The 25,949-nt window shown below is 65.3% G+C and carries 25 protein-coding genes; 11 read left to right on the forward strand and 14 right to left on the reverse strand.

Going from position 1 to position 25,949, the window contains the following annotated elements; genetic code table 11:
- Positions 1-4: 4 nt before the first annotated feature.
- Positions 5-871 carry a glycosyltransferase family 2 protein gene (locus tag NA11_RS17040; RefSeq protein WP_069162890.1) on the forward strand — a complete coding sequence of 289 codons (867 nt, stop codon included), beginning with the start codon at positions 5-7 and terminating at the stop codon, positions 869-871.
- Positions 872-1,120: 249 nt separating this feature from the next.
- Here NA11_RS17040 and NA11_RS17045 read toward each other — a convergent pair whose 3' ends face one another.
- Together NA11_RS17045 and NA11_RS17055 are read right to left on the reverse strand one after the other, a co-directional pair.
- Entirely contained in the window at positions 1,121-1,858 is a 738-nt protein-coding gene (locus NA11_RS17045; RefSeq protein ID WP_167837657.1) for a class I SAM-dependent methyltransferase, read from the reverse strand.
- A gap of 388 nt (positions 1,859-2,246) precedes the next feature.
- The gene (locus tag NA11_RS17055; RefSeq protein WP_218023327.1) at positions 2,247-2,864 is read right to left on the reverse strand and encodes a nucleoside/nucleotide kinase family protein; all 618 of its coding nucleotides are present in this window, start codon (positions 2,862-2,864) and stop codon (positions 2,247-2,249) included.
- 72 nt (positions 2,865-2,936) lie between these two features.
- On the opposite strand from NA11_RS17055, the gene NA11_RS17065 reads away from it, so the two are divergent.
- Positions 2,937-4,216, forward strand: a protein-coding gene (locus tag NA11_RS17065; RefSeq protein WP_141717642.1) for an IS3 family transposase whose coding sequence is annotated in 2 segments (ribosomal slippage) — positions 2,937-3,219 and positions 3,219-4,216 — 1,281 coding nt in all. Because the reading frame shifts where the segments join, the coding sequence is not laid out codon by codon here.
- Between the two features lie 1,529 nt (positions 4,217-5,745).
- On the opposite strand, the gene NA11_RS17075 is transcribed toward NA11_RS17065, so the two are convergent.
- On the reverse strand, positions 5,746-6,222 hold the full coding sequence (locus NA11_RS17075; RefSeq protein ID WP_218023328.1) for an NUDIX hydrolase: 477 nt from the start codon (positions 6,220-6,222) through the stop codon (positions 5,746-5,748).
- Positions 6,223-6,589: 367 nt separating this feature from the next.
- Between NA11_RS17075 and NA11_RS17080 the strand changes: the two genes are divergently transcribed.
- From NA11_RS17080 to NA11_RS44810, 4 genes are all read left to right on the forward strand, one after another.
- A complete protein-coding gene (locus NA11_RS17080) occupies positions 6,590-7,492 on the forward strand; it encodes a vWA domain-containing protein (protein WP_069162898.1) in 903 nt (300 codons plus the stop codon).
- Between the two features lie 10 nt (positions 7,493-7,502).
- A complete protein-coding gene (locus NA11_RS17085; protein WP_141717643.1) occupies positions 7,503-8,204 on the forward strand; it encodes a hypothetical protein in 702 nt (233 codons plus the stop codon).
- The gene (locus NA11_RS17090; protein WP_069162900.1) at positions 8,201-10,396 is read left to right on the forward strand and encodes a protein kinase family protein; all 2,196 of its coding nucleotides are present in this window, start codon (positions 8,201-8,203) and stop codon (positions 10,394-10,396) included. The genes NA11_RS17085 and NA11_RS17090 overlap by 4 nt, the downstream gene beginning before the upstream one ends.
- A gap of 107 nt (positions 10,397-10,503) precedes the next feature.
- Positions 10,504-11,025, forward strand: coding sequence for an HNH endonuclease (locus NA11_RS44810; RefSeq protein ID WP_245745920.1), 522 nt, complete (start codon positions 10,504-10,506; stop codon positions 11,023-11,025).
- Between the two features lie 57 nt (positions 11,026-11,082).
- Here the strand turns inward: NA11_RS44810 and NA11_RS17100 are convergent, their stop codons facing one another.
- The gene (locus NA11_RS17100; protein WP_069162901.1) at positions 11,083-11,505 is read right to left on the reverse strand and encodes a hypothetical protein; all 423 of its coding nucleotides are present in this window, start codon (positions 11,503-11,505) and stop codon (positions 11,083-11,085) included.
- 162 nt (positions 11,506-11,667) lie between these two features.
- On the opposite strand from NA11_RS17100, the gene NA11_RS17105 reads away from it, so the two are divergent.
- Both NA11_RS17105 and NA11_RS17110 read left to right on the forward strand, forming a co-directional pair.
- Positions 11,668-12,390: a hypothetical protein gene (locus NA11_RS17105; RefSeq protein WP_141717645.1), complete on the forward strand. Its 723-nt coding sequence runs from the start codon at positions 11,668-11,670 to the stop codon at positions 12,388-12,390.
- Between the two features lie 163 nt (positions 12,391-12,553).
- Positions 12,554-13,072, forward strand: coding sequence for an NUDIX domain-containing protein (locus NA11_RS17110; RefSeq protein WP_218023329.1), 519 nt, complete (start codon positions 12,554-12,556; stop codon positions 13,070-13,072).
- Between the two features lie 440 nt (positions 13,073-13,512).
- Here NA11_RS17110 and NA11_RS17115 read toward each other — a convergent pair whose 3' ends face one another.
- Genes NA11_RS17115 through NA11_RS17125 form a run of 3 tightly spaced genes read right to left on the reverse strand, consistent with a single transcriptional unit; the run spans position 13,513 to position 17,124 of the window.
- A complete protein-coding gene (locus NA11_RS17115; RefSeq protein ID WP_069162904.1) occupies positions 13,513-13,815 on the reverse strand; it encodes a hypothetical protein in 303 nt (100 codons plus the stop codon).
- A 28-nt stretch (positions 13,816-13,843) separates the two neighbouring features.
- Positions 13,844-15,619, reverse strand: a complete 1,776-nt coding sequence (locus NA11_RS43915; RefSeq protein ID WP_084654701.1) for an NUDIX domain-containing protein — start codon at positions 15,617-15,619, stop codon at positions 13,844-13,846.
- Positions 15,616-17,124 carry a GNAT family N-acetyltransferase gene (locus NA11_RS17125; protein ID WP_069162905.1) on the reverse strand — a complete coding sequence of 503 codons (1,509 nt, stop codon included), beginning with the start codon at positions 17,122-17,124 and terminating at the stop codon, positions 15,616-15,618. The genes NA11_RS43915 and NA11_RS17125 overlap by 4 nt, the downstream gene beginning before the upstream one ends.
- Before the next feature lie 73 nt (positions 17,125-17,197).
- On the opposite strand from NA11_RS17125, the gene NA11_RS47340 reads away from it, so the two are divergent.
- Positions 17,198-17,443, forward strand: a complete 246-nt coding sequence (locus NA11_RS47340) for a hypothetical protein (RefSeq protein WP_245745921.1) — start codon at positions 17,198-17,200, stop codon at positions 17,441-17,443.
- 52 nt (positions 17,444-17,495) lie between these two features.
- Here NA11_RS47340 and NA11_RS17135 read toward each other — a convergent pair whose 3' ends face one another.
- Genes NA11_RS17135 through NA11_RS17165 form a run of 7 tightly spaced genes read right to left on the reverse strand, consistent with a single transcriptional unit; the run spans position 17,496 to position 24,228 of the window.
- Positions 17,496-18,152, reverse strand: a complete 657-nt coding sequence (locus NA11_RS17135) for a histidine phosphatase family protein (RefSeq protein WP_069162907.1) — start codon at positions 18,150-18,152, stop codon at positions 17,496-17,498.
- Positions 18,149-19,279: a glycosyltransferase family 4 protein gene (locus NA11_RS17140; protein WP_069162908.1), complete on the reverse strand. Its 1,131-nt coding sequence runs from the start codon at positions 19,277-19,279 to the stop codon at positions 18,149-18,151. The genes NA11_RS17135 and NA11_RS17140 overlap by 4 nt, the downstream gene beginning before the upstream one ends.
- Positions 19,280-19,282: 3 nt before the next feature.
- Positions 19,283-20,428 (reverse strand): glycosyltransferase family 4 protein, encoded by a 1,146-nt coding sequence (locus NA11_RS17145; RefSeq protein WP_069162909.1) that lies wholly within the window; start codon positions 20,426-20,428, stop codon positions 19,283-19,285.
- A gap of 6 nt (positions 20,429-20,434) precedes the next feature.
- On the reverse strand, positions 20,435-21,307 hold the full coding sequence (locus NA11_RS17150; RefSeq protein WP_069162961.1) for a phosphotransferase: 873 nt from the start codon (positions 21,305-21,307) through the stop codon (positions 20,435-20,437).
- Positions 21,288-22,253, reverse strand: a complete 966-nt coding sequence (locus NA11_RS17155; protein ID WP_069162910.1) for a glycosyltransferase family 2 protein — start codon at positions 22,251-22,253, stop codon at positions 21,288-21,290. Before NA11_RS17155 ends, NA11_RS17150 begins: the two co-directional genes overlap by 20 nt.
- Positions 22,250-23,257: a hypothetical protein gene (locus NA11_RS17160; RefSeq protein ID WP_069162911.1), complete on the reverse strand. Its 1,008-nt coding sequence runs from the start codon at positions 23,255-23,257 to the stop codon at positions 22,250-22,252. The genes NA11_RS17155 and NA11_RS17160 overlap by 4 nt, the downstream gene beginning before the upstream one ends.
- Positions 23,254-24,228, reverse strand: a complete 975-nt coding sequence (locus tag NA11_RS17165; RefSeq protein ID WP_084654702.1) for an NAD-dependent epimerase/dehydratase family protein — start codon at positions 24,226-24,228, stop codon at positions 23,254-23,256. Before NA11_RS17165 ends, NA11_RS17160 begins: the two co-directional genes overlap by 4 nt.
- 215 nt (positions 24,229-24,443) lie before the next feature.
- Between NA11_RS17165 and NA11_RS17170 the strand changes: the two genes are divergently transcribed.
- A complete protein-coding gene (locus NA11_RS17170; RefSeq protein WP_069162912.1) occupies positions 24,444-25,199 on the forward strand; it encodes a UTRA domain-containing protein in 756 nt (251 codons plus the stop codon).
- Between the two features lie 12 nt (positions 25,200-25,211).
- Positions 25,212-25,913, forward strand: coding sequence for an orotidine-5'-phosphate decarboxylase (gene pyrF, locus NA11_RS17175; RefSeq protein WP_069162913.1), 702 nt, complete (start codon positions 25,212-25,214; stop codon positions 25,911-25,913).
- Positions 25,914-25,949: the final 36 nt, after the last annotated feature.

Consider the following 25,949-nt stretch of genomic DNA (forward strand, 5'->3'; position numbering starts at 1 on the left):
GGGCATGCCCAGCCGTGATGACAAGTCCGTCGGCCTCGTCCTGGTCACCTACAACAGCGCAGAAGATCTGCCGCCGTTTCTGGAGTCGTTGCCCACGGCGGTCGAACCGCTGACCCTTGACGTGGTCGGTGTGGACAACTGCTCGGCCGATGACAGCGCCGACATCGTCGAACGGTTCGGTGCCCGCACGATCCGCCGCGATAGCAATATCGGCTTGGGACCGGCGTTCAACGAGGGTGCTGCGACGCTGGACACCGAATGGCTGCTGCTGGCGAACCCGGACACCCACCTGAGTGCCGGATCAATTGCGGCCCTTGTGGAGACCGCGAGAACCGATGAGAAGATCGGCATGATCGGACCGCGGATCGCGCGGCTGGATGGCTCGCCGTATCCGACCGGTCGCCGGTTTCCATCCATCGGCATCGGGATCGCGCACGCACTGCTCGGCCCGTTCTGGAAGACCAATCCCGCCACGCGCGCCTACTTCGGTTCGGCGGTGAGCGAGGTCAGCGATGTCGACTGGGTTTCGGGCTGCTGCATGCTGCTGCGCCGTGAAGCCTTCGACGCCGTCGGAGGCTTCGATCCCCGCTATTTCCTGTACTTCGAGGAAACCAAGATGGCGTTGGATATGCATCGCGCCGGCTGGAAGGTAGTGCTGGATCCGCGTGTGGAGATCCGCCACCGCGAGGGCGGCAGCATGCGCTCAGCTCCGTTCCGGAAAGTGCGCAACCACCACCGCAACGCGCTGCGCTTCTACATCGACTACAACCGTGGCCGACCGTGGATCCTGCTGACCCCGCTGGTAGCGGCCGGGCTTGCAGCGCGGGGCGCGATATCCGCACTGCGGACCGCACTGGTTCACCGAATCTGACCGCTGGCTCGCCGAGTTGCCCGGACACGTCGAACGTCGAGCATCTACGGACGCACAACCCGGTTTTGACGCTCCGGCCGAGCTGCCATGTCTCGGCGAACCGTGGTGATAACCGAACGGCGGCACCGGAGTTCGCGCCTCGCACAGCAGCGCAGCGCGCCCCTGCCCGATGTCGATGCTCCGATCAACATCGTCTGTATCGTTTCTCGTCGCAGTGAGCAATAGCCGAGCTGGTGAGCCGGGCTGCTGTCAGTTCTTGCCGAGAACCGCCATGTAGCTGCCGCCGTCCTGGTGTAGTTCGTCCATGTCCCAAGTGGTACCGGCCAGCGCTTGCTCCAATTCGTGCGGCGACATCATCCAGTAGGCGAACCACGGGGTGGCCTCGCTGCGGTGGCGCACCCGCAATCGCATCTGGCCCGCACGTCGGCCGACGGCTCGGTTTCGATCGTGGTAGCGCAGGTGATCGGGATCCTCGGTCGAATACGGATCGAGGCCGCGGCCGATGACTCGTCCGCCATCGGTGCACAACCGGGCTAGAGCATCGAGAAAACGGCGCGCAGCATCTGGTGATTCGAGAAGGCCGAAATTGTTGCCCAGCAGCAGGATCGAGTCGAATCGTCGATCGGGCAGTTGCCTGGCCAGGTCGAACACGGTTCCCAGGAAGCTGTCGCGGACACCTCGGCGCCCGCACACCTGCAACGCCTTCGCGGAGGTGTCCAAAGCCAGCGCCGGTAACTCGCGGCGCTGCAGCTCGAGACACGCTCGTCCGGCACCCGCTCCGACATCGAGCACGCTGCCGACGCATCGGTCTATCGCAGCGGTGTCGAGCGGATTCCATCGGCTGGGTTCAGCGAAGTAGCGTTCGGCCGCCCAGCCGACCATGACGTGCCCGTCGTCGCGTTCGACAACTTCCCACACGTCGCCGATCTCCCACTGCTCCAACAGCATCGCACCGAAAGCGTCGCCTTCTACCGGTTGCTCGACCACGACTCCCATGGTCGCTGCGGGACCGGCGAAACCGCCAGCGAGTTTTCCACCTGAAGGCGATCCTGGTGCGAAACATGTTCTTGGCGAATCGAGTTCAGCAAAGACAACTTGACCATGCGCCGCCACGAACTGGCCGCCGGCGGCTCGTCGCAGTAGCCTTCGGCCTCCACAGTGTCGATGACGATCTCCGACACGGGGAGTATGGGCAGCACACCAGCAGCGCCACTGATGGGCCGTCGGGCGGCACGAACGCTTCCGCCGCAACCGAATTGCACCCCGGAAAGCAACCGCGACTCGATTACCGGTAGGTCAATCATTGGGCTGTGTCGTGCCGGAATGCTGGTTGTGAGGCGTGGGTGGTGATGCGAGATATGGTGTCGCCCGTTGTTCACAGTGGTGGCTGTAAATGGTTCGCGCGTCGGACGGCGCTGACACATTCTGTGCCGATGATGCGTGGCTGATCGAAATGAGTGTTGTCCACGACGAGAGACGCCCGTTCCCAGGGGCGTGACCGCTCGAAGTAGATACGTTGGCCGTCTACGTAGCGCCGCATCGAGTCATGTTCCGGGTCCGGATGAGTGCCGTCGCGCTCGGCCATCCGGCGAGCGGTCTCGTCGAACGGCACGTCGAGAAAGATCGACATATCCCAGAGGTTCACGAGCTCGTCACGGTGAAGGAACATTCCCTCGACCAGCACGAGTGCGTTATCAGGCACGTGAACCGCGGCGGGACACATGATCGTGTCTGTTGCTGGATCATACGAAGCGGTGCGGTACCAACCGTCACCTCGGCGCAGTGGTCCGAGAGCGTATGAGTGGAACGCGGGGTAGTTGTACAAGTCGAGCCAGAACGCCTCCGGGGAATGCCGGCCCTTCGCGTGACGGACTGAGGACGGATTGAGAAAGCTGTCGGCGTGCACCACGATTGCGGGCCGAGTGCGCACGTGCTTCACGAGTTTCAAAGCGAACGTGCTCTTGCCGCTGCCATCAACGCCATCGATCGCCACGAGCGCGCGATCTGATGGAACTGAATCATCCCGGGTTTGATGCACACCTTCTTTCTTGGGAAGGTGAGTTCTATGCCGAAGTTCTACACCGACGAGGTCCGCGAGAAGGCCGTCCGACTGGTCGTCGACCACCGCGGCGACTACCCATCGGAATGGGCCGCGATCAAGACCGTCGCCGAACGGATCGGCGCGAACCCCGAAACCGTCCGGAACTGGGTCCGCAAAACACAACCAATAACAACGAATCCCGTTTCTCCACAACCAGTCTCGGAGGACACGGCCGCGGAGTTGAAGGCGTTGCGGCGTAAGAACCGTGAGCTGGAGAAGACCGTCGAGATCCTCAAAGCGGCGACGTCTTTCTTCGCGCGGGAGTGCGACCCGCCACAGAAGTGATCTGCCGGTTCATCCTCGCCCACCGCGAGGAATTCGGGGTCGCACCGATCTGTCGTGTCCTGACCGGCTATGGCGTCAAGATCGCCCCGAGAACCTTCTACGCCTGGCGCAAACGACCATTCTCGGCGCGGGCGGTGTGGGACGCCACGATCAGCGGTGTCCTCGCGTCCTACCACATCGAGCGCGACGAGCGAGGCCGTCGTAAACCCGAAGCGTTGTACGGGTCATTGAAAATGTGGGCTCACCTGCGTCGCGAGGGCATCGAGGTCGCTCGCTGCACGGTCGAGCGGTTGATGCGCGTGAACGGCTGGGCCGGCACGACCCGACGCAAGAAGATCCGCACCACCATCGCGGACCCCACGGCGTTGCGGCCACCGGATCTGGTCGAGCGTGGGTTCGGTGTCGAGGCACCGGATCTTCTCCACGTCGCGGACTTCACCTACGTGCGTACCAGCTCAGGCTGGGTTTACACCGCTTTCGTGATCGACGCGTTCGCAGGTCGGATCCTCGGCTGGGAATGCTCGACTTCCAAGCACGCCGACTTCGTGGTCCGTGCGGTCGATCAGACCGTCGCGCTACGCGCCAGACAGGGAAATCCATTACAGGGCAACACGATTCATCATTCTGACGCGGGCAGTCAATATGTCGCTCTGCACTTCGCGGAAACGCTGTGGCTCAACGGGTTTCGGCCATCGATAGGCACGGTCGGAGATGCCTACGACAATGCCCTGGCCGAGACGACGATCGGGCTCTATAAGGCCGAGTGTGTCGATGAGCCCGACTCGCCGTTCCGGTCGGGGCAGGTCTTCGCCGGGCTCTCCGATGTCGAGGCCGCGACCTCGGCGTGGGTGCATTGGTACAACACCGGCCGTCTGATGCATCGGCTGGGCCGGATCCCGCCTGCGGAGTACGAGGCGACGTATTACGCTGCACGCGATCGATCGGTCACACGCAAATAACTGAGTGTGCATCGAACCCGGGACGGCTCAAACCGCCTGCATCACCCGGACGGCGATCGACTCGATGGTGTCAGCCACCCAGCCAGTATCGTGCGGCCCTGACCAGTCGGCCAAACACCACCGGGAACGGACTGGACTCCGGCAGGTCCCTTCTTCGGCGGTCACATGGGCAGGATCAGAGGCTCTTGACATCTCCTGTTGAGTGAGCCGACGTCGCTGGGCTGCAAACGTTTTCGCCACGGTCCGAGTTTGCGGGTGCCACTCCAGGGCTGCCGCCCTCGTCCACGTGGAATTGCGGTCAACCCGGAAGTTCCATCGCCAAGATGGTCTGAGATCAACAGAGCCCGAGAGGATTTCGTCGATCGAAATCTGAGCAGATCGTTCTCACGTGGGCTAGTTGTCGGTGGCGGCGGTCACACTGGATTCTCGAAGACCTGAGCCAGCCAGCGAACCCGGCGACGGCTGGTGGAGAACAAGAGGGGACCGCGATGTCGGAAAGCCCGTGGCTGGAGCGAGTGCTCATACGTACGGACAACGAGGTCAGCAGAGCGACCGAGTTGTTCGCGTACGTGCCCTACGAGGGCAGGTCGAACAAGCCCTGGCTCAAGGAAAAACTAGGCAAACTGGTCCGCCCCGAGCAGGTCTCGCGTAACGGCTACACGATGTGGAAGCTGAGCTCGAAGCACATGCTTCCCCTGGCGGCGGCGCTGGCTGACCGGTTCGGCGAGGTCGAGATGCGCCTGGAATTCTCCAAAACCATGCTCTGCGACACCAAGTGTCAACAAGCGAACCCCGCGTCGGTATGGCGGTGTGTCTGCAAGTGCGGCGGGGAGAACCACGGCGGAGTCGGCCGCTATAAGGACTGGTACCGCTCCGGCCGGTCGACTCTCATCCATCATGAGATGACAGACGAACGGCACGTGGTGATCCACCGAGGCCAAATCCAACTACCGGGAACCGCCCCGGCCGCTGCTCCTGAGCCCGTCTCGAATCCGAGGCCGGGCAGCCAACTACATGCCCCGCGCCCGATCGGTCCACCACCGGGCCCGATAGTTGAGTCTGCCGGGCCGGCCGAGACCCGCACGCCGCCTCCTGAACCGCGCGAAGTGGTTTCGCCACCGGAGCCTTGGACCGACCTCGGGCGTGGGCCCGGTGATGGCAGATACTCGCGCGAACCCGACCTGCCGCTGCGCATTCTTCCCCCCGCCCGAAAGCCGAAGTGGCGGGCTGGTCCGTGGGTCTCGGCGGCCGCTGTGTTCGCGGCGATCGGTGTAGGCCTCTGGCTGCTGGTTCCGGCGGACCTGGAGAACAAGCCCCGCGACGCGAGCACACCCGAGACGGTTCAGCAGGTCACCGAACAACCCTCACCGCCGCCGGCGGCCGAAGTACCAGCGCCACCCGCACCACAGATCGAGGAGCCCGCGGCACCCACAACGCGGCGAGGCTGCTACCCATTTCAACGGAACTGCAACTGACAACTCCTTTCCCGGCACTCGGTCCTTCGGGCCGGGCGGGGGAACCCTGATCAGTCAGATGGCGGCGTGAGCCGAACTGTGGCGCAACCGGTAGTCGAGCTCCCACAACGCTGTCCGGTTCGAATCCCAGCGCACCAACCCCGCGGCCTCCTCGCGCGTACACCAGCGGTATTCGGTGTGCTCCTCGGACAACCTCAGTTCGGATTCTTCGACATGAATACTGAACGCGTACTCGGGAATCACGAAAACCTCAGGACCCCAGCTGAACTCGCCGGTGACATCAACCACCGGGATCGTTGCCCGCGCATCCAATAGGACAACTTCGTGCCCACCGACCAGCCCGGCTTCTTCGGCGGACTCTCGTCGCGCGGCGGTCAGCGGAGTCTCGTCGTCCTCGCCGCCGCCGGAGATTCCTTGCCAGTAGTCGGCATCAGCGCGCCGCAACAACGCGTACCGAATGCCCTGCGCAGTGTGCCGATACGGCAACACCAGTACCTGGTATGCGGCGCGGCCGTGCGCCCTGTCGGTCACCGAGTCATCGTATGAGCAAACCGGGCCAGTCGCAGGCATGCGGCGGACCGGTTGTCGAGGTAGACCGCGGCGGGCATCTGGACACGTGTCGCGCCGGTCCACGTTGTTGTCGTGACGGTGACGAGCATTCCCGTATGGGGAGGCCGATGTGGGCTGGTCGCGCCTGGTTTCGACGGGTCGAAGTGGTGATAGTGGCGGTCGAAATGTCGGCACCTGCGAACCGACGCCGCGGTCGCTGCCGCGCCGTCCGCCGTGACTATCTATGCGCGATCAGCCGGAATGTGTCGGTGGCCACATCTACAGTGGGGTCCAATTACTGGTCCGCAACGCCGGGCGCAGGGGAATCAATGAACAGGGGTGGTATGCAATGTATTCGGCGGAGATCAACCGTAAACAGCCCGCGCTGTTGATGCTGCTGGTCGATCAGTCGTTCTCGATGTCGGAGCCGTGGGGTCAAGCGGGCGGATCGAAGGCAGAGGCGTTGTCGACGGCGGTGAACAACCTGCTGGGCAACGCGGTGCTGTTGTGCAGCAAGGGCGGGGAAAAGATCTACAACTACTTCGAGGTCGGCGTCCTGGGCTATGGCCCAGCGACAGGACCGATCCTGCACGGCGCGGACCGGAGCCGGCCAGTGTTGCCGGTGCAGGATATCGCCAACAACCCGCGCCGCGTCGACACGGTGACCCGCAGAGTCCCCGACGGCGCCGGCGGGGTGGTGGCGATACAGCAGCAGATGCCGGTGTGGGTCGACCCCGTCGCTGACGGCGCCACCCCGATGGTGGACGCATTCAGCCAGGCCGAACCGGTGATCGCCGCATGGTGCGCCGCACACCCGAGCAGCTTCCCGCCGATCGTGATCAACGTGACCGACGGGGCGAGTACCGACGGCGACCCCACCGAGGCAGCCATCCGAATCCATGACCTGCGCACTGACGACGGCGCAGCGCTGGTGTTCAACCTGCACCTGACCGGTCTGATCAGTCAGCCGGTGATCTTCCCGAATTCTGCTGCGGGACTGACCGATCCGAACGCGCGCATGTTGTTCGAGATGTCGAGCCCGTTGCCGCCGTCGATGCTCGAGGCAGCGGCCTCGATGAACTATCCGGTGCAGACCGGCTCGCGCGGGTTCCTCTACAACGCCGACGCAGCGATGGTGATCGACTTCCTCGACATCGGCACCCGCGCGGTCACTCCCACAGGGCTCAAGGAACTCACCGACGGCGGCAACAGCCCGGACGGGCCTGCTGGCGACCGGCCCGAGACCTTCTGACCCTAGGGGAGTGATGATGCCGACAGCGTCGGCCCAGATCGGATGGGTCGCCAAGGCCGGCCGGGACCCGGGGGAGAACGACGACCGCGCCGCCGCGGGAGTGCGACGGTTCGCCGTCGCCGATGGCGCGTTCACCTCGGCACGCGCCGAAGTATGGGCCGAGATCCTGGTGCGCGCCTTCGTCGGCGAGCATCTGGATCCGTTCGAGCCCGCCGTGCTGGCCCAGCTGCGCGCGCAATGGCAGCACGAAGTCGAGCAGCCGAACCTGCCTTGGTACGCGGTCGCGAAGCTGCAGCTCGGTGGCGCTGCCACGTTCGTGGGCCTCGAACTGGACGATGACGGCTGGCGCTACCGGTGTTGCGCGATCGGAGACGCGTGCCTGTTGCACCTGCGCGAGGGCCAGCTGCTGGTCGCGGGCCCGCTCGAGCGGTGCGAGCAGTTCGGCCGAGACCCAGCCCTAATCACTACGCGCGGCGCCGACGAGTCTCACCGCGCCGCGGTGTGGCGCGTGAGCGGCGACTACCACCCCGGTGACCGGTTCGTCCTGGCCTCCGACGCGCTGGCGAAATACCTTCTGCGCCATCACCACAACGGCAGCGCCGTTGACTTGAGCGCGGTGCTCGGCGACAGCTTCACCGACTGGGTGATAGCCGCTCGTGCCGGTGACGGCCTGGACAACGACGACACGACCATATGCCTGGTGCAAGCATGAGACTGCCGAGCCTGCTGGAATACCAACGCGCCGTACAAGTTCCAAGGGCCGCGTTCACCACCGTCGACCTGCTGCGCACAGGCCGCGCTGTCCTCAATGCGCAAGGCATGCCCTCGGTGGCCTCCGGCGGGTTCGCCGCCACCTTCAAAATCGAAGCATCCTCCGGCGACCGCTATGCGGTGCGCTGCTTCCACAAGTTCAGTCAGCACGACCGCAACCTGGCTGAGCGCTACCGCCGAATCGGCGCCTTCGTCGCCGCCCACCCCGATCTCGACTTCCTGATCGACGTCGTCTACCAAGACGACGGAATCACCGTGGACGGCAATCGGTTTCCGACCGTGCGCATGCAGTGGGCCGAGGGCGAAACCCTGGGCGTGTGGGTAGAGGACTGGATCGAAGACCCCCACCGCGACCCGGCCGCCATCGACACGGTGCGCGCTGCCATCGCGGACGCCGTCGCGAAGCTGCAGAAGGCCGGCGCCGCGCACGGGGACCTGCAACACGGAAACATCCTGGTCCGCAAAGACCTGTCGATCACTCTGATCGACTACGACGGCATGTTTCTGCACGAATTCACCGGCACACCGCATCTACAGGCGATCGAACAAGGGCATCGCAACTATCAGCATCCCGGGCGCGGCACCCGCTTCGACGCCGACGGCGACGTGTTCTCCGCCGCGGTGATCGACCTGTCCCTGCGCGCGCTGCAGCAACGCCCAGCCCTGTGGGAAGACTACGGCGGCACCGGCGAGAACCTGATCTTCAGTGCCGCCGATTTCGTCGACCCCGCCAACTCGAGGGTGTTCGCCGAACTCGTCGGCATAGCTGCCCTCGCCGAGCCGGTCCGCCGCCTGCAACGCGCGTGCCAGCTCGACTACGACCACATGCCGACAGCCCTCGCCGGACAGGTTGTGTCGGCTCCGGCGGCCACCGGGTTCACCGTCACCATCGGTGACGTCTTCCGCGGCGATGAACTCGAAGAATTGCGCCGCCGCCAAGGCCAGACCGTCACGGTCTTCGGCACCATCCAATTCGCCAGCGTCACCAAGGGCCGCGGCGGCCGCGACGTCGCACTGATCAACCTCGGCAACTACGAGAACGGCGACTTCACCATCGTCGGCTACGACGCGGTCGCCCACAAACTGTTCGGCGACTACGGCCAATACACCCGCAACAACAAGCGAGTACTGCGGAAACTGCACGGCTGGCGCGTCGCGATCACCGGCACCATCGTGCTGTACGAGTACAAAGGCCTGCTGGTCCCGCAAATCGAACTTCCCCGTGCCGGTCTGCTGCGCAACCTCACACCCGACAAGATCACCGCTCTCACCGCGGCCGTCATCAACCGCGGTACGCCAGCCACCGCCACCGCCACAGCGCGCCGCCCGTCCTCGCCAACCGTGAAGACCATGCCTGCGGCCACCGCTTCGACCACGCCGCCCAGCACTGCGGCCCAGAACACGATGCCGCGCTCAGCTGCCGGGCCGGCCACACCGAAAACGACAGTCACGCCGCCGAACCCCAGCGATCGCGAAGTTGCGCGCGCAGCAGGCCTGCACGATCTGTACAGGAACTTCCCGACCGCGCCGCCGCCGACACCCACCATCTCGCCGCGGACTACTGCGGCCTATCACCAGCCGCCCCCGGTGCCGTCGCAGTACCGGCGCGAGAACTTGCCCCGCCCGCTGCCGCAGGCGGTCGTCGCACCGCCGCAACGCCGACCTCGCCGCCGCACTCGCCACCGCCGCGGCAACCTCGCGGCCGCCGGGGTCTTGTTTCCCGCCGCCATTGTGGCGATCGGGCTGATGATCGCACGCCATCATGGTCGCATCGCAGATCCGGTGATGTTCCAGACCGCGTCGCACACCGTGACATGCCGCATCGCCGCCGATGGCGACAGCGCCGGAATCCGCTGCGACACAACCGACTACGCGTTCACTCCGCCGCCACCTCCGCCCGGATGTGCTGAACCCGGCTGGGGCCACACGGTTGCGCTGACCGCCACCTCGGCCGGCTTCTCCTGCGTGCCTCCCGCCGCGGTGGACCCTGCGGTTCCCGTGCTGGCAGACGGTGCCACCAAGACCGCCGGTCCCTACACCTGCACCAGCATCGGCGACACGATCACCTGCCGCGACACCCGCCCCGGCGGCCACCGGTTCCGCATCGACCGCGACGCCTACCAGTTCGACTGACGCTCGAGCCCGTCCGGACCACGCCGGGCGGCAGACCCACCGCGGGGCCGGGCGCTGGCGCCGCGACTGCTTGAAGGGAAACACCGATGTTGCGCAGGGTCGAGAATGTGACAGTGGTACACCGCCGAGGACTGTTCACCGGCCGCGGCCCGATTACCCTCCACGTCGGCCGTGCCACCTACAAGGCATTCAACAAGGTGCACACCGCCGAATTCGCTGAACTGTGGGCCCAATCCGATCATCGACCGGTCCTGTTCGGCATCGTCGGCGAACGGCGGTACTGGCGCTTTGCCGGCAAATGGTTCGCCGACAACGACGCCCTGACCGAAGACGAGGTCTACGCCGTGCTGGTCACCCGTGAACAACGCCGACAAACCGCAATCAATCGCGCCCAGACGACCGCCGCGATGTTGGCCGAACCGGCTCCCGCCCTCCGCGGCGCCATCCCCGACGACCTCAAGATGCTCATATGGACCCGTGACGGCGGGTGCTGCCGCAAATGCGGCTCCAACGTCGAGCTCCAATTCGACCACATCATCCCGGTCTCGAAGGGCGGAGCGACATCAGAGCAGAATCTGCAACTGTTGTGCGGGCCGTGCAACCGGCGCAAGGGTGCCTCGATCATCTGAGACCCGTGAACCCGAGGTCAGGACTGGCGTGGCTGGACAGGCGTTGAGCGTGGGCGATCACCAGTACTCACCGCATGCACCGAAAAACAGGCAGTCGATATGGACTCGCACGTCAGCCGCGCGTGCTTGGGTCTCGAGTGTGTTCAGCAGGGTGGCGAGGTCGTCGAGATGGAGTTCGTCGAGGTTGTCGGCGGGAAAGGTGTGTTCGACTACTCGATGCTCGTCGCAGCCTTTCCAATTGCCCGCCGCGCGGACGATCAGGGTCAACTCGTCGTCGTAGTCGATGCGGCATGACAATGACTTGGGGGTGACGTCGTCGATATCGTGCACGGCGGTGCCGGCGAAGCTTGCGGGATAGTGCCATCCGTCTTCGGCAGTGGTGGGATAACCCGCGTCGTCGGGCTCGGAGTATTTATCGAGCTCCCAGCCGCGGGCGAGTAGGAACTCGTGCAAGCCGAAACGATCCTCGAACGCGTCCATGGCTTCCCCTCGAGGCGGTCGGGCGAAACAGCTTCACCAAACGGTTTTGCCTACCGTAGCGTGGCCGATCGCAGGCGAGCAGTGTTGGGAGCCCGACGGTTTCGACGTACCCGCAACAGTGGGCGAGGATTGTCGGTGCAGAGTCGTAGTGTCGATCGGTACGTGTTCGCCACTACCGCAGGGGGAATCACAGTGTCTGGTTGGGACGGCCTGCCAGCTCAGCTCGAAATTTTCACCGTAACAGTGACAGTCGGGTCCGAAACCGTGCCGGACATGAGGTTCTATGGCGGCCTCGACCATCACCCGATCCGCAGAGAGATCCAAGGTTGGGGTGTGGCGGTCGAGCTGGCCGGCGTGATGCAGATGCTCGACGCCATCACCACAGCCAAGACAGATATCGGCGAGGTCCGTGCTGCCCTGGTCGATATCGCGGAGACCCTCGAGCGGAAATGGTTGGGCGAGGGCGTGCGCGGGGCGTCGACGCCGGATTCGTTGCGCTGCTTCGGCGATTGCCCCCGCTGTGAGGCCAACGTCGCCGACGTACGCCGGATCCGCGCCGAAGTCAACCGTCGGCGCGAGCGTTACCAGTATCCGGACCGGTACCCCTACGCGGTGTCGGGTCGATCCGTGCACCGCATCACCTGCCGCGAAGTGAAGCGCTCGATGCAAAGCCTCGGGTTCACCAGTGACACCGCCGAAGACGAGGAACGGCTCTTCCGCATCGAACTGCGCGCATACACCCACACAGACGTTCGCCACGAAGAGCCGCGGCTACCGCTCACGCCCGAGGAGTTCGACCGTTGGCGCGCCGAACGTGTTGGGCCGCAAGGCGGACTCCGTTACCAGCCCTGCAAGATCTGTAACCCCGACATCGCGCTGGCATGAGGTGCATTCGATGATGCCCGATGGCGCCCGGCAGGAGACGCACACGCGCTCTGCCGCTTGCGCGCTCAGGGCGGCCGCTCAATTCGCTCAAACCGCCACCGTTCATGCTGGATTCAGCACATGTGCGGCCCGTGAGCCCTTGTAGTCGCTAGGGTTTCGCAGTGTGACCACGCCGAGGTCCACGGACCCCGCCACGACTGGGGTGCTGCCCGTTGACCAGTACGTGGCTGCATTGCCGCGAAAGCGTATGGCTGCCGGGGTGCTGTTCCGTGATAAGGCCGATCGGGTGTTGCTGGTTGAGCCGTCCTATAAACCGAACTGGGAGATCCCAGGGGGCGTTGTGGAGGCGGACGAGGCCCCCTGGGCGGCGGCGCACCGGGAGGTGTTGGAGGAGCTGGGCTGGCACCGACCGCCGGGGCGACTGCTGGTGGTCGATTACGTCCGTCCGCAGGATGGTCGTCCCGAGGGAATGGTGTTCGTCTTCGACGGCGGTGTTCTCGCAGACGGTGACACGGCCGCGATGGTGTTTGCCGACGGCGAGATCCTTTCCGCTGGCTTCCACACGCTCGACGAGACAGTCGGAAAGGTGATGCCGCTGTTGGCCGACCGTCTCGGTGCAGCGCTCGACGCTGCGCGTGAGGGTGTAACCGTGCTGTGCGAGCAGGGGCGGCGCATCACCTGACCAGTGCACCGCCCACGCTGACGATGGCTGGTCGTTCGAGGACGGCGGCACCCGCTATCTGCGGCTGCGTGCGCCGAAGTAAGCCGATGACGGCGAGTTACGAGACTGTCAGTTGACACGAGACCGGGGATCCGAAAGTGTCGGGGGAACAGCATTTTTTTGATCGGATGGTGGGGCGCGCCTTTGCACCTGGAACACCTGGAAGCCCACAACCCGGTGCTGACGAGCCCCGCCGCTCTGCCGCACTTCGGTGAGCGGGTGGTGGTCGCCGAACGACGGCGACGGGGTTCGTGCACGGGCTGCTCACGCAATGGCAAGTCCGGTGACCACGGATGCAGGGGTTCGCTGAGTTTGTTCGCTGCGGCGATCGCATCACGCCGTTGACCGGCACCAATCCGGAGTGATCGTCGAGCGTCATCATCGTGACCCCAGGGTGGTCCTCACTCGGCGGTGATCCATTGGACCTCATGGATTACACCGTTGTCGATCAGGTAGCGGTCCATCTCGAGGTCGAAGATCGTCTGCGGGTCGTTGCGATCTACTCGGTACTCGCGTGCTTGTACTCGCCCGTCGTCGAGGGTCCGGATGTTGGTGTAGCGGCGGATTCCCATCGGTGTCTGGAACTCCTGGTACATCTTCCATCCGGCCTCGGCGGTTTCGCCTCGCATCTCGGCTGCTCCGAGCTCGAACAGACGTTGCCTCTCACCTGGCTCGAGGTCGTCGAACGGGTCTGTCTCGTCCATGGCCGGATCCCTTCGATCGGGTTTCTACTCAGCAGTCCTCGGCCAGCGCTGCGCGGATCTGCGTCGCGAGCTGCGTCATTTCGGTGTCGCTGTAGTCGAGGATGCCGTTGGCCGCGTCGACCGCGTGGAACTGTTGGTGGGTGTAGGGGATGCCGGGCGGGAGCGGGGCAATGTGCCAGTGGACGTGGGCGTTGCCGAGCTTGGCGCCCATCGACATCACGTAGGTACGCTCCGGGTTCATCACCGCGCCAACAGCGCGGGCGACCCTGTGCACGGCTGACTGCAAGCGCAGATACTGCTCGATCGTCAGGTCGGCGACCACGTCTTCGACGTGGCGGCGGGGCACTACCAGCACAGAGCCGGGCAACGTGGGGAACCGGTTCAGGAATCCGACATGTTCGCCGTCGTCGAGGACCGTGTGGTGGGCGTAGCCGGGCTCGCCTGCCAGGAAGGCACACACGAAACACTGCTGCGAGCGCACCCGTTGTTCGTAGTCGTCCATATCCATCGGCACCCGGCGCTGATCGAGGTGAGCGCTGATCTGTGGTGCCGCTGGGGGTTTCGTCGCGATCAGATGAGCGAAGCGGGCGGTGTCGAGGTAGGGGTGTCGAGTGGCGAGCAGGGTCTCCAACTGCAGTAGTTCGGTGAAGTAGCGCGGGTCGTTCTTGGCCTCGCCGTCGCTGATCAGATCACACACAGCGCGCACCCCGTAGCGCACCGGTCGGCCCATGCCCGCGGTGACGATGTCGGCGGCCAGCTCGGTCGCGGTGACCGCCTCGACCTCGACGTTGTAGGTGAGCGTGTGTCGGGTGGGGGCATCGAGCAGCCGGATCGCCTCGGCGAGTTCCCCGCGCCGCACGGCGGCGATCAACGGGTCGCTGGCGGGGTTGGGTATGAGCACCGACAAAAGACCCCCAGGCGTCAGTACCGCCGCCATCGCCGCGAGCGCTGCGGCCCGGTCGGGCACGTATTGGAGAACATTGTGGGCCATGACCAGGTCGAAGGAGTCTCCTGCGGCGCCGTCGGCCAGGGCCTCGATATCGGCGAGACAGGTCTGGATCAGATCCGCGCACCCGTGCTCCGCGGCTAGCGTGACGGCCTCGTCGAGTGAGGCTTGGGAGGGGTCGAGGATTGTGACATGGTGGCCCAGAACGGCCAGGTGCAGCGCGTCCAGGCCGTTGCCGCCGCCGGTGTCGAGGACCTTCACCGGAGCGTTCGGCACATGCCGGGCCAGATTGGCGGCGACCTGTTCGTAGCGCAGCCGCCCCCACGGGGTTGCCTGGTAACTGCGGAACGCATCCAAGTGCCGATCGAAAGCCGCCTGCGGTGTGGTGGGGTGAGTGTCGCTGAACTCGGTGGTGCTGGGGTGCAGATCTTCGGTGGTGGCGTAATCGACAGTCACGGTCGGTCCGAATTCCGGGACAAGCCCGTTCACCAGGGCCGTCATCGCTGCCGAGGTCGCCGGAGCGAACGCGACCTCGGTGGGATCGCGGTAGGCGAGTTCGGTGGCCTTGTCAGGTTCTTGCAGAGCGGGCTGCCCGGCGACGCGCCGCGCCCGGTAGAAGTAGCCGGTCCAGGCAACTCCGTCGAAGTCGTATACGTCCTGATGGACTTGCTCGAATTGCACGAGCGTCAGGCCCGTCTCCTCCCGCAGCTCCCGCACAGCGGCGGCTGCGGGCTCCTCACCCGGTTCGACTTTGCCGCCGGGCAGCCCCCAGTACGTAAGGTGGTCGCGGATCAACAGGATATGACCTGAGGGGTTCACCACGAATACACGGGCGAACGCGTTCTGAGGCACGCTCATGGCAATACTCGGTGTTGCATCGATCGCGGTCGCAGGTGCAGCGCGGGCTCGGATGGGGTGACCAGTAGTTCGTCGAGGAGCCGGTGTTCGCTGAGGTTCCGGTCGATTAGCGCGCGCAGGGCTTCGTCGCCGTACTCCGAGAGGTGCACCCCGTCGCTCCACATGCTGGCCGCCCCCTCGGCCGGGGCGGTCGGGGACCAGCCCAGGCAGGTCGCGGCGAACACGAACTCCTGGCCCACCTCGATGTAGTGCGCACCGTGATCGGTGGCGGCACAGCGTGCGCGCTGGTTGTAGGCGGCGATATCGGTGTTCGCGGCCACGACGTCGATCGGGGGTTGCCATCCCATCGGCGGTTGCTCGATCACCAGCACTGTGCGGGCGCGGCCGGTCAGAATCTGCAGCGCGGCACGCACATTGGCGTCGAACTCCCCGATATCGACGGCCTCGGCATGCCGTTGTTGGTGGGTTCTCAGCACGTCGTTGATCCCGGCGCCGAGCATCACGAGATCCCAGCTGCGGGCGGGGTCGGCGGTCGCGGCGCGGACGGTGGCGAGAATGTCTCGGCTGGTCGCGCCGCCGCGGGCGTGGTTGTCGGAATGGAACTCGATCCAGGGATAGCGGGCACGCCACGTGGTGAGCAGGGCGTGGACGTAACCGCGGTGGCGATACTCGGTGATCTCCACATGCTCGCCGATGCTCGGCAGCGAAGCTTGGTCGCTCAGGCGCGGATTGTGCGCGTCGAGGTGCTCCATCAAACTGTCCCCGAACCAGGCCAGGCGTAGCTGTGATCGCTGTGGGACGCGGGCCGGCGGCGCGATACCGCGCTCGCTCGCGCATCCCGTGGCCGCGTTTTCCAGGGTGTCAGTGCGGTGATAGCTGGTCGTGATTGTGGCTGTAGCGTGGGACCAGGGTTGAGCTGGGGTGCGTGGGTCGTCTCGGTGCAGTGTGGCGATCCAGCCGTCGGACAAGCCGCCGTCGGGGCGCAGGCACAACCCGCGCACATGGCCTTCGAACCGGAAGCCCTTGCGCCACGCCGTTTTCGCCGAGGCCCAGTTGCCGGCCGCGGCCTGCCAGCTCATCAGGTCTTGGCCGTCGTGATCGAAGGCGTAGTCCAGGACCAGACCGAGCGCGACCGACATCAGACCGGCGCCGCGATAAGCCGGGTGCAGCCCGTATCCGACCACGGCGCTCCTGTGGCCGGTGGGCCGGTAGTCGATCGTTCCGGCGAAAACATACTCACCGTCGGGGTTGCGGGTGGTGATCGCCCAGAACCGCGGCGAGACCGCCGCGGGCTGGGACCAGCCCGTCTGGGCGAGGTCGAGCAGCTCGTGGGCGTGGTTGACGGTGTAGGGGCGCGGAATACGGGTGTATTCGAGCATGGCCGGGTCGCGGCACTGCTCGACGATCGCCGCGATGTCCTCGCCCCGGTGCCCGCGCAGCACGACCGGGCTGTGCGGGTCAATGAGGATCGGGGCGAGGTTGTCACCGATAGACGGCACCGGCACCGGCGGAACCTCCCAATTTCTGTTGATGTACGGGCGCTACGGTGCAACGATCGGGTGCAACCAAGGGACTGCGTTGTCGGCGAAACTCTGCGTGACCGGCGTCAATCCGCTGTGGTCGTCCAAGGCCATCAGCGTGACCCCGACCATTCTGGACTCATCACCGCTGGAGGCGATTGAAGATCCGCATTTCGCGCAGAACCCGCGCCGAATTTGCGGGAAGGTCTCGAACCAGCTCGGCTCCCCGCCCGGCCTTGTCCACTCGAATCCATCTACGGGGAAAGACACTCAGGACATCACCGGCGCCCCCGAACGCCATTGACAGTGCTTACATGAGCACAGTTCCTGCCAAGTGCTTGTGTTCAAGTGTGCTCCTACGTCTCACTGAGGTGGCCAATATCGTTGTGCCGCAGCAGGGTCCATCGGTAGCCGTCGTCAGGGCGGGTCCAAGCCAGTGGTTGCTTCTCCCAGATAGTGATGCCACCGTTGTGGGCGGCGAACGCCGTCGTTGCGCGGGTCTCGGTGGGCAAGTTGAGGAACAAATACGCTGCGGCGGTGATTGTCTCACCGTGGGCAATGACCAGGACGGTGCCCTCACGATGCCGTTCGAGGAGCGTGGCAAGAGCATTGCGGGCGCGGTGCAGGAATTCTGCCCAGGTTTCAGCGCCGGGCGCGATCGGACGGTGGGGCCGAAGCGCAGGAATGTCATTGAAGTCCGCGACGACGCTGGTCCAGGGTCTCCCGTCGGCTTGCGCGTAATCGGGCTCTCTCAGGTCGGTCTCGACGCGCATCGGTAACCCGAGCTGCTCGGCGATGATGTCGGCGGTTTCTCGGGTTCTGGGCAGCGGGCTGGTGTAGGCGGCGGTGATCGGCTCGATGGCGTGCTCTGCGCGCAGCCTTGCCGCGAGCTGGGCGGCCTGGTCGCGTCCGAGGTTGGTGAGGCCGGTGCAGCCCCGTGGGCCGCCGACAATGGCATTGACATTGCAGTGCGCTTGGCAGTGGCGGACCAGGATGAGTCGGGCGAAGCTCATGAAGTCCTGCGCATTCCGCGGTCGATGACCTGCTCGTAGAGCCGGACGCAGCGCGTGGCGTGCGCGACGGCGGTGAACCGGTGCGCACGTCGGCGGGCTTGTTCGGCAAATTCTGCGGCGGCCGATCCCTCCGTGAGGATCATGTCGAGCGCTGCGGCGAGCGCGCCGGGGTCGTTGGCGGGAACGATGTAGCCGGCGTCGCCGATGAGTTCGGCCATGTTGGCGACGTCGGTGGCGATGACGGGCACGTTATGAGCGAGGTAGTCGGCGATGGCTCCGCTGCCTTGAAAGCTCGGGTGGTCGCGGTAGGGGAATACCCCGGCGGTGCTGGCGCGAATCAGGGCTGCCCGACCGGGAGCGTCGACATACCCGGCGACGACAGTGAACTCAGTGACACCGATTCGCACGGGCCTGCCGGGTGAATCAGCAGAAGTAGGTGCGGTGGCGTCTTCCCAGAATTGGCCCGCCACAACGACTCTGACGGGTTCGCGCATCAACTGAAGAGCTGCGGTGAGCAGCCCGGGGTCTTTCCATGGGGCCGCGAACCCGTAGAGGCTGATCACGGGCAGCCCGTGCGGCACGTGTAAAGCGGCGGCGAGGGCTGCAGATGGGCACGGCAGCGTTCCATCAGGGATCGTGGTGGGCAGCCAGGCGACCTGACCACTACGCAGGGAGGGACTGGTGGCAGTCAGTCGAACTTTGCCGTGCTGGCCGAAGTAGACGTACCCGTCCGCGCTCGTGATCTGTTCTCGCACAACGCGGTTCCACCGCGCATCGGGCACATGGTCGCGAAACAGCGTTGGGTCGAGGGTGTGGACGTGATAGGCGATCGGGGGCGGCGAACGTCGGTGCCAGCAAGCGGCGACGAGATGATCGATTTCGAGGTTTCCCGCGTGCAGTGCCACGACGTCATAGGCTGCGGGGTCGATCTGGTCGGCGAGTGCACGGGCCGAGGCCACAATGCGGTCGATCGGCCAGAATCGTTGGCTGTCCTGGTCATAGGGAATGCCGGTCGAACCGTGTCGGTCGACCAGGACACCGATCTCGCGCAGCCCGGCAGTGAGCGCGTCGAGGTAGGGCGGCAGGCTGCCGCCTGGATGGTTCGGGCCGAGAATCAGAACTCGCATTGGTCATGCTTTCGATTGCTGTGCTCGGTATGAGTGCAACCTCTGGTAAGTCGCGAGGGTTTGCGTTGCGGCCCGGCCCCATTCGAGTGCGGCCGGGAGTACGCCAGTGGGCTGCACGAGTTGGTCGAGGCGGGCCCGGATGTCGTGTCCGGTGCGGTAGGTGTATCCGCCTCCTGCGGCGAGCAGTTCCGGGGCGGTGCCCAGGTCGGCAGGTAACAGGACGGGTGTGCCGCAAGCGAGCGCCTCGGCGATGGCCAGTCCGAAGCCTTCCCATCTTGAGGTCGACAGCAGGTAGTCCGCAGCCCGGTAGAAGCTAGGCAGGTCGGCATCGGGCAGATCGCGCAGGATCGTGACGTTGGTTTCGGTGCCGGTCAGGGTGATCGGTGCCAGCGCCGGAGCGTGGCCGAGCAGAACGGTGATGTGGGCGCAGTCCTCGAGCTCGCTGGCGAGTCGTTCGAGATGATCCCAGCCTTTCATCGGCGTGGTCTTGCCGACCCACACCAATCGGTGACGCCGACCCTGTGGACCGGTCCAGGGCGGCGGTGCAGTGAGTTCTTCGTCCAGCCGACTATGAGTGGTGGTGCGGGCCCCGGGCCCTAGAGTGATCCGCTCTCCGCTGGTAGGCGGGCAGATCGGTCCGGGGCCGAACCGTTGCCGGTCGACGCCGTTGGCGATCACGCGGGGCCGGTCGATGTCGTAGGCGGCGGCGAGGTCCGCGGCGGCGAATTCGCTGACCGCCACGACGATGTCGGCGAGGTGTAGTAGTTCGTGCTCGGCGGTGATCAGGTGCGGCCAGGCGTGCATCGTGGCGGCCGACAGATCGCCGCGGATCAGGACCGGCGTCCGGTCCTCGGCGCGGCGGCGCAGATATTCGAGAGTTTCCGCTTCCCAGGACGAGGATTCCACCACGTCCGGCCGCAGTGCCACCAACGCCTGCGACACTGCCTGGCGGTGGGTGGCCAGATCCTCGGTGCGTGGCAACGTCATAACGCGAATACCATGCTCGAACATCGGATGTGGCGTGTGTTGGGTGATGAGAGTGATCTCGTGACCGGCGTCGCGCAGCAGCGGGGCCAGTGCACGGTAGAGGGTGCAGATGCCGCCGCGTCCGATCGAGTGCAGGTCTCGGTGGACGATCGCGATGTGCATCGTCGTCTACCGCCGATCGTGGAGGCGGGCGCGAACCGCTTCCCATTGCGGTTCGATCAACGCCAGCCTGGCAGTCCGGAAGTCGCCGTCATCGAGTTCGGTGTGCAAACGTAGTTCGCGCGAGAGCACCATTGCCTGGTTCACCAAAAACGGTGTCTCGATGCCGATCTCGGCCACGACCGCCTCGATGCTCGATTGCGCGCCCGCTGTGCCTACCAGCAGGGCGTGCAGCATCGCGAGGTCGAACCCTGCCGCGAAGAGTCCGGTGAACTCGAAATCGACCGGGACACAGCCGCCGTCGTCGGTGATCAGCAGGTTCGCCGGTAGCGAATCGCCGTGGGCGACCGCGTCGACGGGTCCGACGGCGCCGATCAGTCGGTGTAGTGCGATTCGGTCGTCGTCGTCGAAGATCCCGATGCGGTGGTAGCGCTCGACCCGGTCCGGGTAGTCGAACACCGCTGACAGTGCTCCCGGTGGTGGGTTCCATGCGCCGAATCCGAGCAGAGTGTTCAAGGTAGCCTTGAGCGCCGCTGGGGTGAGGGGACCGGCTGGGTATCGCTCGGTGTCCACGACGCGGCCGGGGATGTGTTCGATGACGAGGACGCGTCCGTTCGCGGCGTGGACCAGTTCCGGTACTCGCACCGGGGGCGGGCAGGCCGCGAATGCCCGGTAGATGCCGATCTCGTGGTCGAATTTGTTGTGCCAGAACGTCTCATCGGTCAGGCACACCTTGATGACGGCCGCTTGGCCCTGGTAGTCGCCGACGACCAGCAAGGATTTGTCGGTGGCACGCAGGACGCGGTCGAGGGTGACGTCCGCGCCGAGCTCCTCGGTGAGTTTCGCGGTGGCGGTTTCGAGATCAAGCGGTGCGCCGTTCATCGGCATCCTCCCCGGTCGCTGTGATGATGTCGGTCAATCGCTCGATCAGGTCGGTCTCGGCGTCGGGTTCGCGCCAGGCATGGGCGAGCGCATGAATCGACTGCTGGTAGTAGTGCGGGTTCCCCAGTCCACCGGCAGTGAGCCGGCCGAGCACCTGCCAGTACATGATGGAGGTGTAGAGCCGGAATCGGTGGGATCTGTCTGTGCTGGTCGGCCATCGGGCCCAGATCCGGCGGACCAGCGCACCGAACCGCGCCATCGCCGCCGCATTGTCAGCTACCGCGCCGATCATGCTGCCCGTGGCAGGAAGCCGGTGGTAGATCACCGTCGGCGCCGCGCATCGTCCGATGCGGTAGCCGTGCTCGCGGGTCAACCGCAACCAGAAATCCCAGTCCTCGATCGCGGGCAACCCCGGATCGAAGCGGGCCCTCCCAGCGCGGGGCGACCGCAGGACCGCGGCATGGACAGGGAACAGGTTGCACGCCTCCAACAACACCGGGTCGAACGCAACATCCCAAGGGGTCGTGGCCGTGAGGACGGGGCCGATCGCGGTACTCGGGTCGATTCGATGGTCGGCGACCAGACATGTGGTGGCGACCGCGTCGATTCCTGACTCCAGGGCGGCCAGAGCGGTAGAGAGGTGCCCAGGAAGGAAGAGGTCGTCGTCGTCGAGAAACGCGACATGGGCGCCGTGCGCGTGCTCGATGCCGGTGTTGCGGGCACACGAAAGGCCACGGCGGAGGGGATGGTTGATCAACTGGGTCACCAATCCCCGTTCGCGGGCGTCCCGCACCACGTCCTCGACCGGGGAGCCCCCGTCGTTGATCACGATGACCTCGATTTCGCGCAGGTCGACACCGCGTTGGGCGACGATGCTCGCCAACGCCTGCCCCACCTCGGCGGGCCGGTCGAGCGTCGGCACGATCACGCTCACGATCGGGTTCATGCCGTCACACCCGAATCGGCGAGCCAGTCCGACAACGGGCCCAGCTTGCCGCGATGGCACCACTGCACGATCCGCGAGCACGCTGCGAGGTCGGTCAACAAGCCCCGGGAATCGTGGGCGTAGTGGTCGCGGTTGCGTTCACGGCGGGGAAGGTAGCGGGTGTTGAGGTTCGGATCGAAAACCCAGTCGAACCGGACATGCGGCCACAGCGCCACTGCCGGATCTTCCACGGGCGCTGGAACACTCACGCGGCCATTGGGTCCGTAGTCTGCCAGCGCCACGGTGACGTCGCGTTGCCCCAAAGCGGTATGCACCGGGTGTGGCTGTCCGAGGCGCGCGAAGGTGAACAGCAGCCTGCGGTCGCGCCCGTAGCGTGCGAGCCGGGGCATCTTGCGGAAAGCGTCGATGTCGACGCCCTCGTTCTCCCATGGCTCACCGAGTCGATCCTCGTAGTCGAGATAGGTGCCGATCTTGATCGGGATCGGTGTGGGCAGCGACGTGATGACCAGACCGTCGCCGCTGCGGTAGAGGATCAGGTGATCGTTGGACAGGTACTGGTATCCCCATGTCAGCGCGGCGTTGAGCGCCAGGGTGGTTTTGCCGCTTCCCTTGTCGCCGACGAGGAGGATCACCCTGTTGTCGTCGGCAACCGCCGATGCGTGCAGCATGGTGTAATGGCGGGCCTCGCAGTAGTCGAGTAGCACCTCCCGGATCGCCTTGCGGGTCGTTATCGCCAGGTCACGTTCGTTTGTCGAGTAGATCGTCAATACCCGGCCCCCTGGGTCGGCCCGGTAGCCGACCTTCCACGGTGTCAATGCCATGTCGCGCTCGGCTGCCCGTGCCTCGGCGCGAATCGTCCAGGCCGCCGGGTGCTCGGCTGGGCCGCCGTCGGTGATCTGATAGAACTCGCGCAAATACCGGACCAAGTCGGCGTGGCCGGTCTGTAGGGCGATAGTGACTGTTCCCAGGTCGATCCCGTACTCGCGCCAGGTGCTGCTGCTCATGCGTCTGCTCCCATCGCCGATCGGGCCAGTCCCGCGATGCCCTCGGCCAATCCGATCCGAGGTGCCCAGTCCAAAACTGCTGCGGCCTTGTCGATCCGCAGGCACATCCGTTCGATGCCGCCTGGAACCGAACTCACCGGATCGGGTGCCGCCTCGTGATTGGTGACATCGCGGACGATCGAGTGAATTTCGGCAACGCTGGTCTCGACGCCGCTGCCGATGTTCACCCTGCCCGCCGGCGCCGAGACGCATGCGTGTAGGACCGCCGCGGCAACATCGTGCACGTGCACGAAGTCTCTGGTCGGGAATCCGTTGCCGTGCAAGACGGATGGCTGACCGGCGGCGGTGTCGGCGAGAAAGCGGCTGATCACTCCTGCACGGTCTGAGGCTTGGCCCGGCCCGTAGACATTTCCCAGGATCAGCGACGTCGCTGGCAATCTGCCCTGGTCAGCGAACCACTCGACGTAGCTGAGCGCGGCGGCCTTGCTCATGCCGTACGGATTGGTCGGCACCGGTCGGTGTTCCTCGGAGACCGGAAGATCGGTTGTCGCACCGTAGATCGCCGACGACCCGGCGAAAACCAACAGCTCGACACCGGCTTCCGCCGCGGCCTCAGCGACGGCGATCGTGCCACACACATTCATTTCGGCGTCGGTTTCGGGATGACGGATAGCTGTCGAGACCAGCACCTGGGCTGCGAGATGGATGACGATGTGCGGGGCGAAGTCTCCGATCAGATCAACGAATCGCGCCGAGCGAACATCGCACAACTCCATGCGCGGCGGCGACGGGCAGCCTGGCGGTGGTGGTCCCACGAGGTCGACCGACATCACCTCTGCGCCAACCTCGTTCAACAGGTTGACGACAGCCGAGCCGATGAACCCGCTCCCGCCGGTCACCAACACTCGTCGGTCGAGGGTCGACGTCTTCGCGGAACTCTGCGGACTGATGATCCTTGGCAGTGTGCGCATTCAGCTGTCCTCCCACCCTGCGACAGCCCGGGACAATGCGCGCTGCGCGGGTGAACGCGCATGCCACTGCGTCAATGTTTCCCGCTTGAAGCGGTGCACGGGCTACCTGGATCTCAAACGGTACCCACTAAGATGGCGGTTGTCCACCAGGTGGATAGGTGCCAGGTGGTGGGGGGTTTGCGGATATCCACTAGCAATCCGGTAGCGTCTTTGCTATGCCGAAAAAGCCCGAATACCTCTCGATCGCAGACACACTGCGAGCCGAAGTGCTCGCCGGCGATTACGACGCCGCGCCCCTTCCCGGCAACGGTGACATCGCTGAACGCTTCGACGTCAACATGAAGACTGCTGGACGCGCTGTGCAACAACTGGTCGCCGAAGGTTTGGTGATCGCTCGGCCTGGGCTGCGAGCGGTTCCCACTCCGCCCGAGCTGCGTGGAACTCGGTGGCCGATGAACGGTCGCTACGCCCGTGCCCGCGCCGCACGGGGGCTGGTCTTCGGTGGCGATGTCAGCGGCAACGTCCGCAAGGACACCGTTCGCCGCGAATGGGCGTCCGCCCCACTGCTGATCGCGCACCTGCTCGGCGTCAAAGAAGGCGCGCGGGTCATGCGCCGCAACAGCCGCACCTTCATCGATGACGTCGCGACCGAGGACACGTTCCTGTTCTTCCCGGAAGCGATCGTCAAAGCCGCTCCCGAACTCGAAACTGCGGACCGCATTCAGGTCGTGGCCCTCGTCGAGGACGCCGGGCATACGGTGACGAGAACCGCCAACGAGATCCGAGCTCGACACGCCACGACCTCGGAGCAGGAGTTGTTCGGCATCGACGCGAACAGCATCGTCATCGAACACATCCACGGAACCTACGGCGCCGCAGGCGAACCGCTCGAGGCTGTCATCAACGTTCGACCTGCTCAAGGCGGTGTGATCACCTTCGACACCTACGAAGCACCGCTCGACAACGAATAGAAGGAGACCCCGATGTACACCTCCACCACTGCGGTCAGAAACCGGCTGGCTATCGCCCTCGACACCAGCGATCTGGACACCGCGGTGTCCATCGCCAAGGCCGTGCAACCTGACATCGGCGTCGCCAAAGTCGGACTCCAACTATTCAGCGCTGCCGGACGGGACGCCGTGCGCGCCATCCAGGACATCGGTATGGATGTCTTCCTCGACGTCAAGCTGCACGACATTCCGAATACCGTCTACGGAGCCAGCACCGTTCTCGGGGCACTCGGCGTGCAGTTCCTGACCGTTCACGCGGGCGGTGGAACGGCCATGCTCGAAGCGGCGGTGAAGGGGCTCAGCGAAGGCGCGAGCAACGCTGGGCTTGCGGCGCCGACCGTGCTCGCGGTCACCGTGTTGACCAGCACGCCCGACGCATCACCGGAACTGCTCAACGAGCGACTGGCCGCCGCTGTCGCCGCCAACTGCGGTGGTGTCGTCTGCGCGGCCAGCGACCTGTCCGTCATCCGCGCCGCGGCACCTGACATCCTGACCGTCGTTCCCGGAATCCGCCCGGCCGGTGGCGCGGTCCACGACCAACAGCGCGTCGCGACACCGGCCGAAGCCATTCGCAGCGGCGCCAGCATTCTCGTCCTCGGCAGGGCAATCACCGCCGCAACGGATCCTGCCGAAGCGGCACAGGCCATCGCCGCAGAAGTCGCGCAGGCGATCTGATCGAAGTCCGGCCGATCGTCGAGCGCTGTCGACGAG

Origin of the sequence: Nocardia altamirensis NBRC 108246 (assembly GCF_001612685.1) — a bacterium.
Lineage (GTDB): Bacteria > Actinomycetota > Actinomycetes > Mycobacteriales > Mycobacteriaceae > Nocardia > Nocardia altamirensis.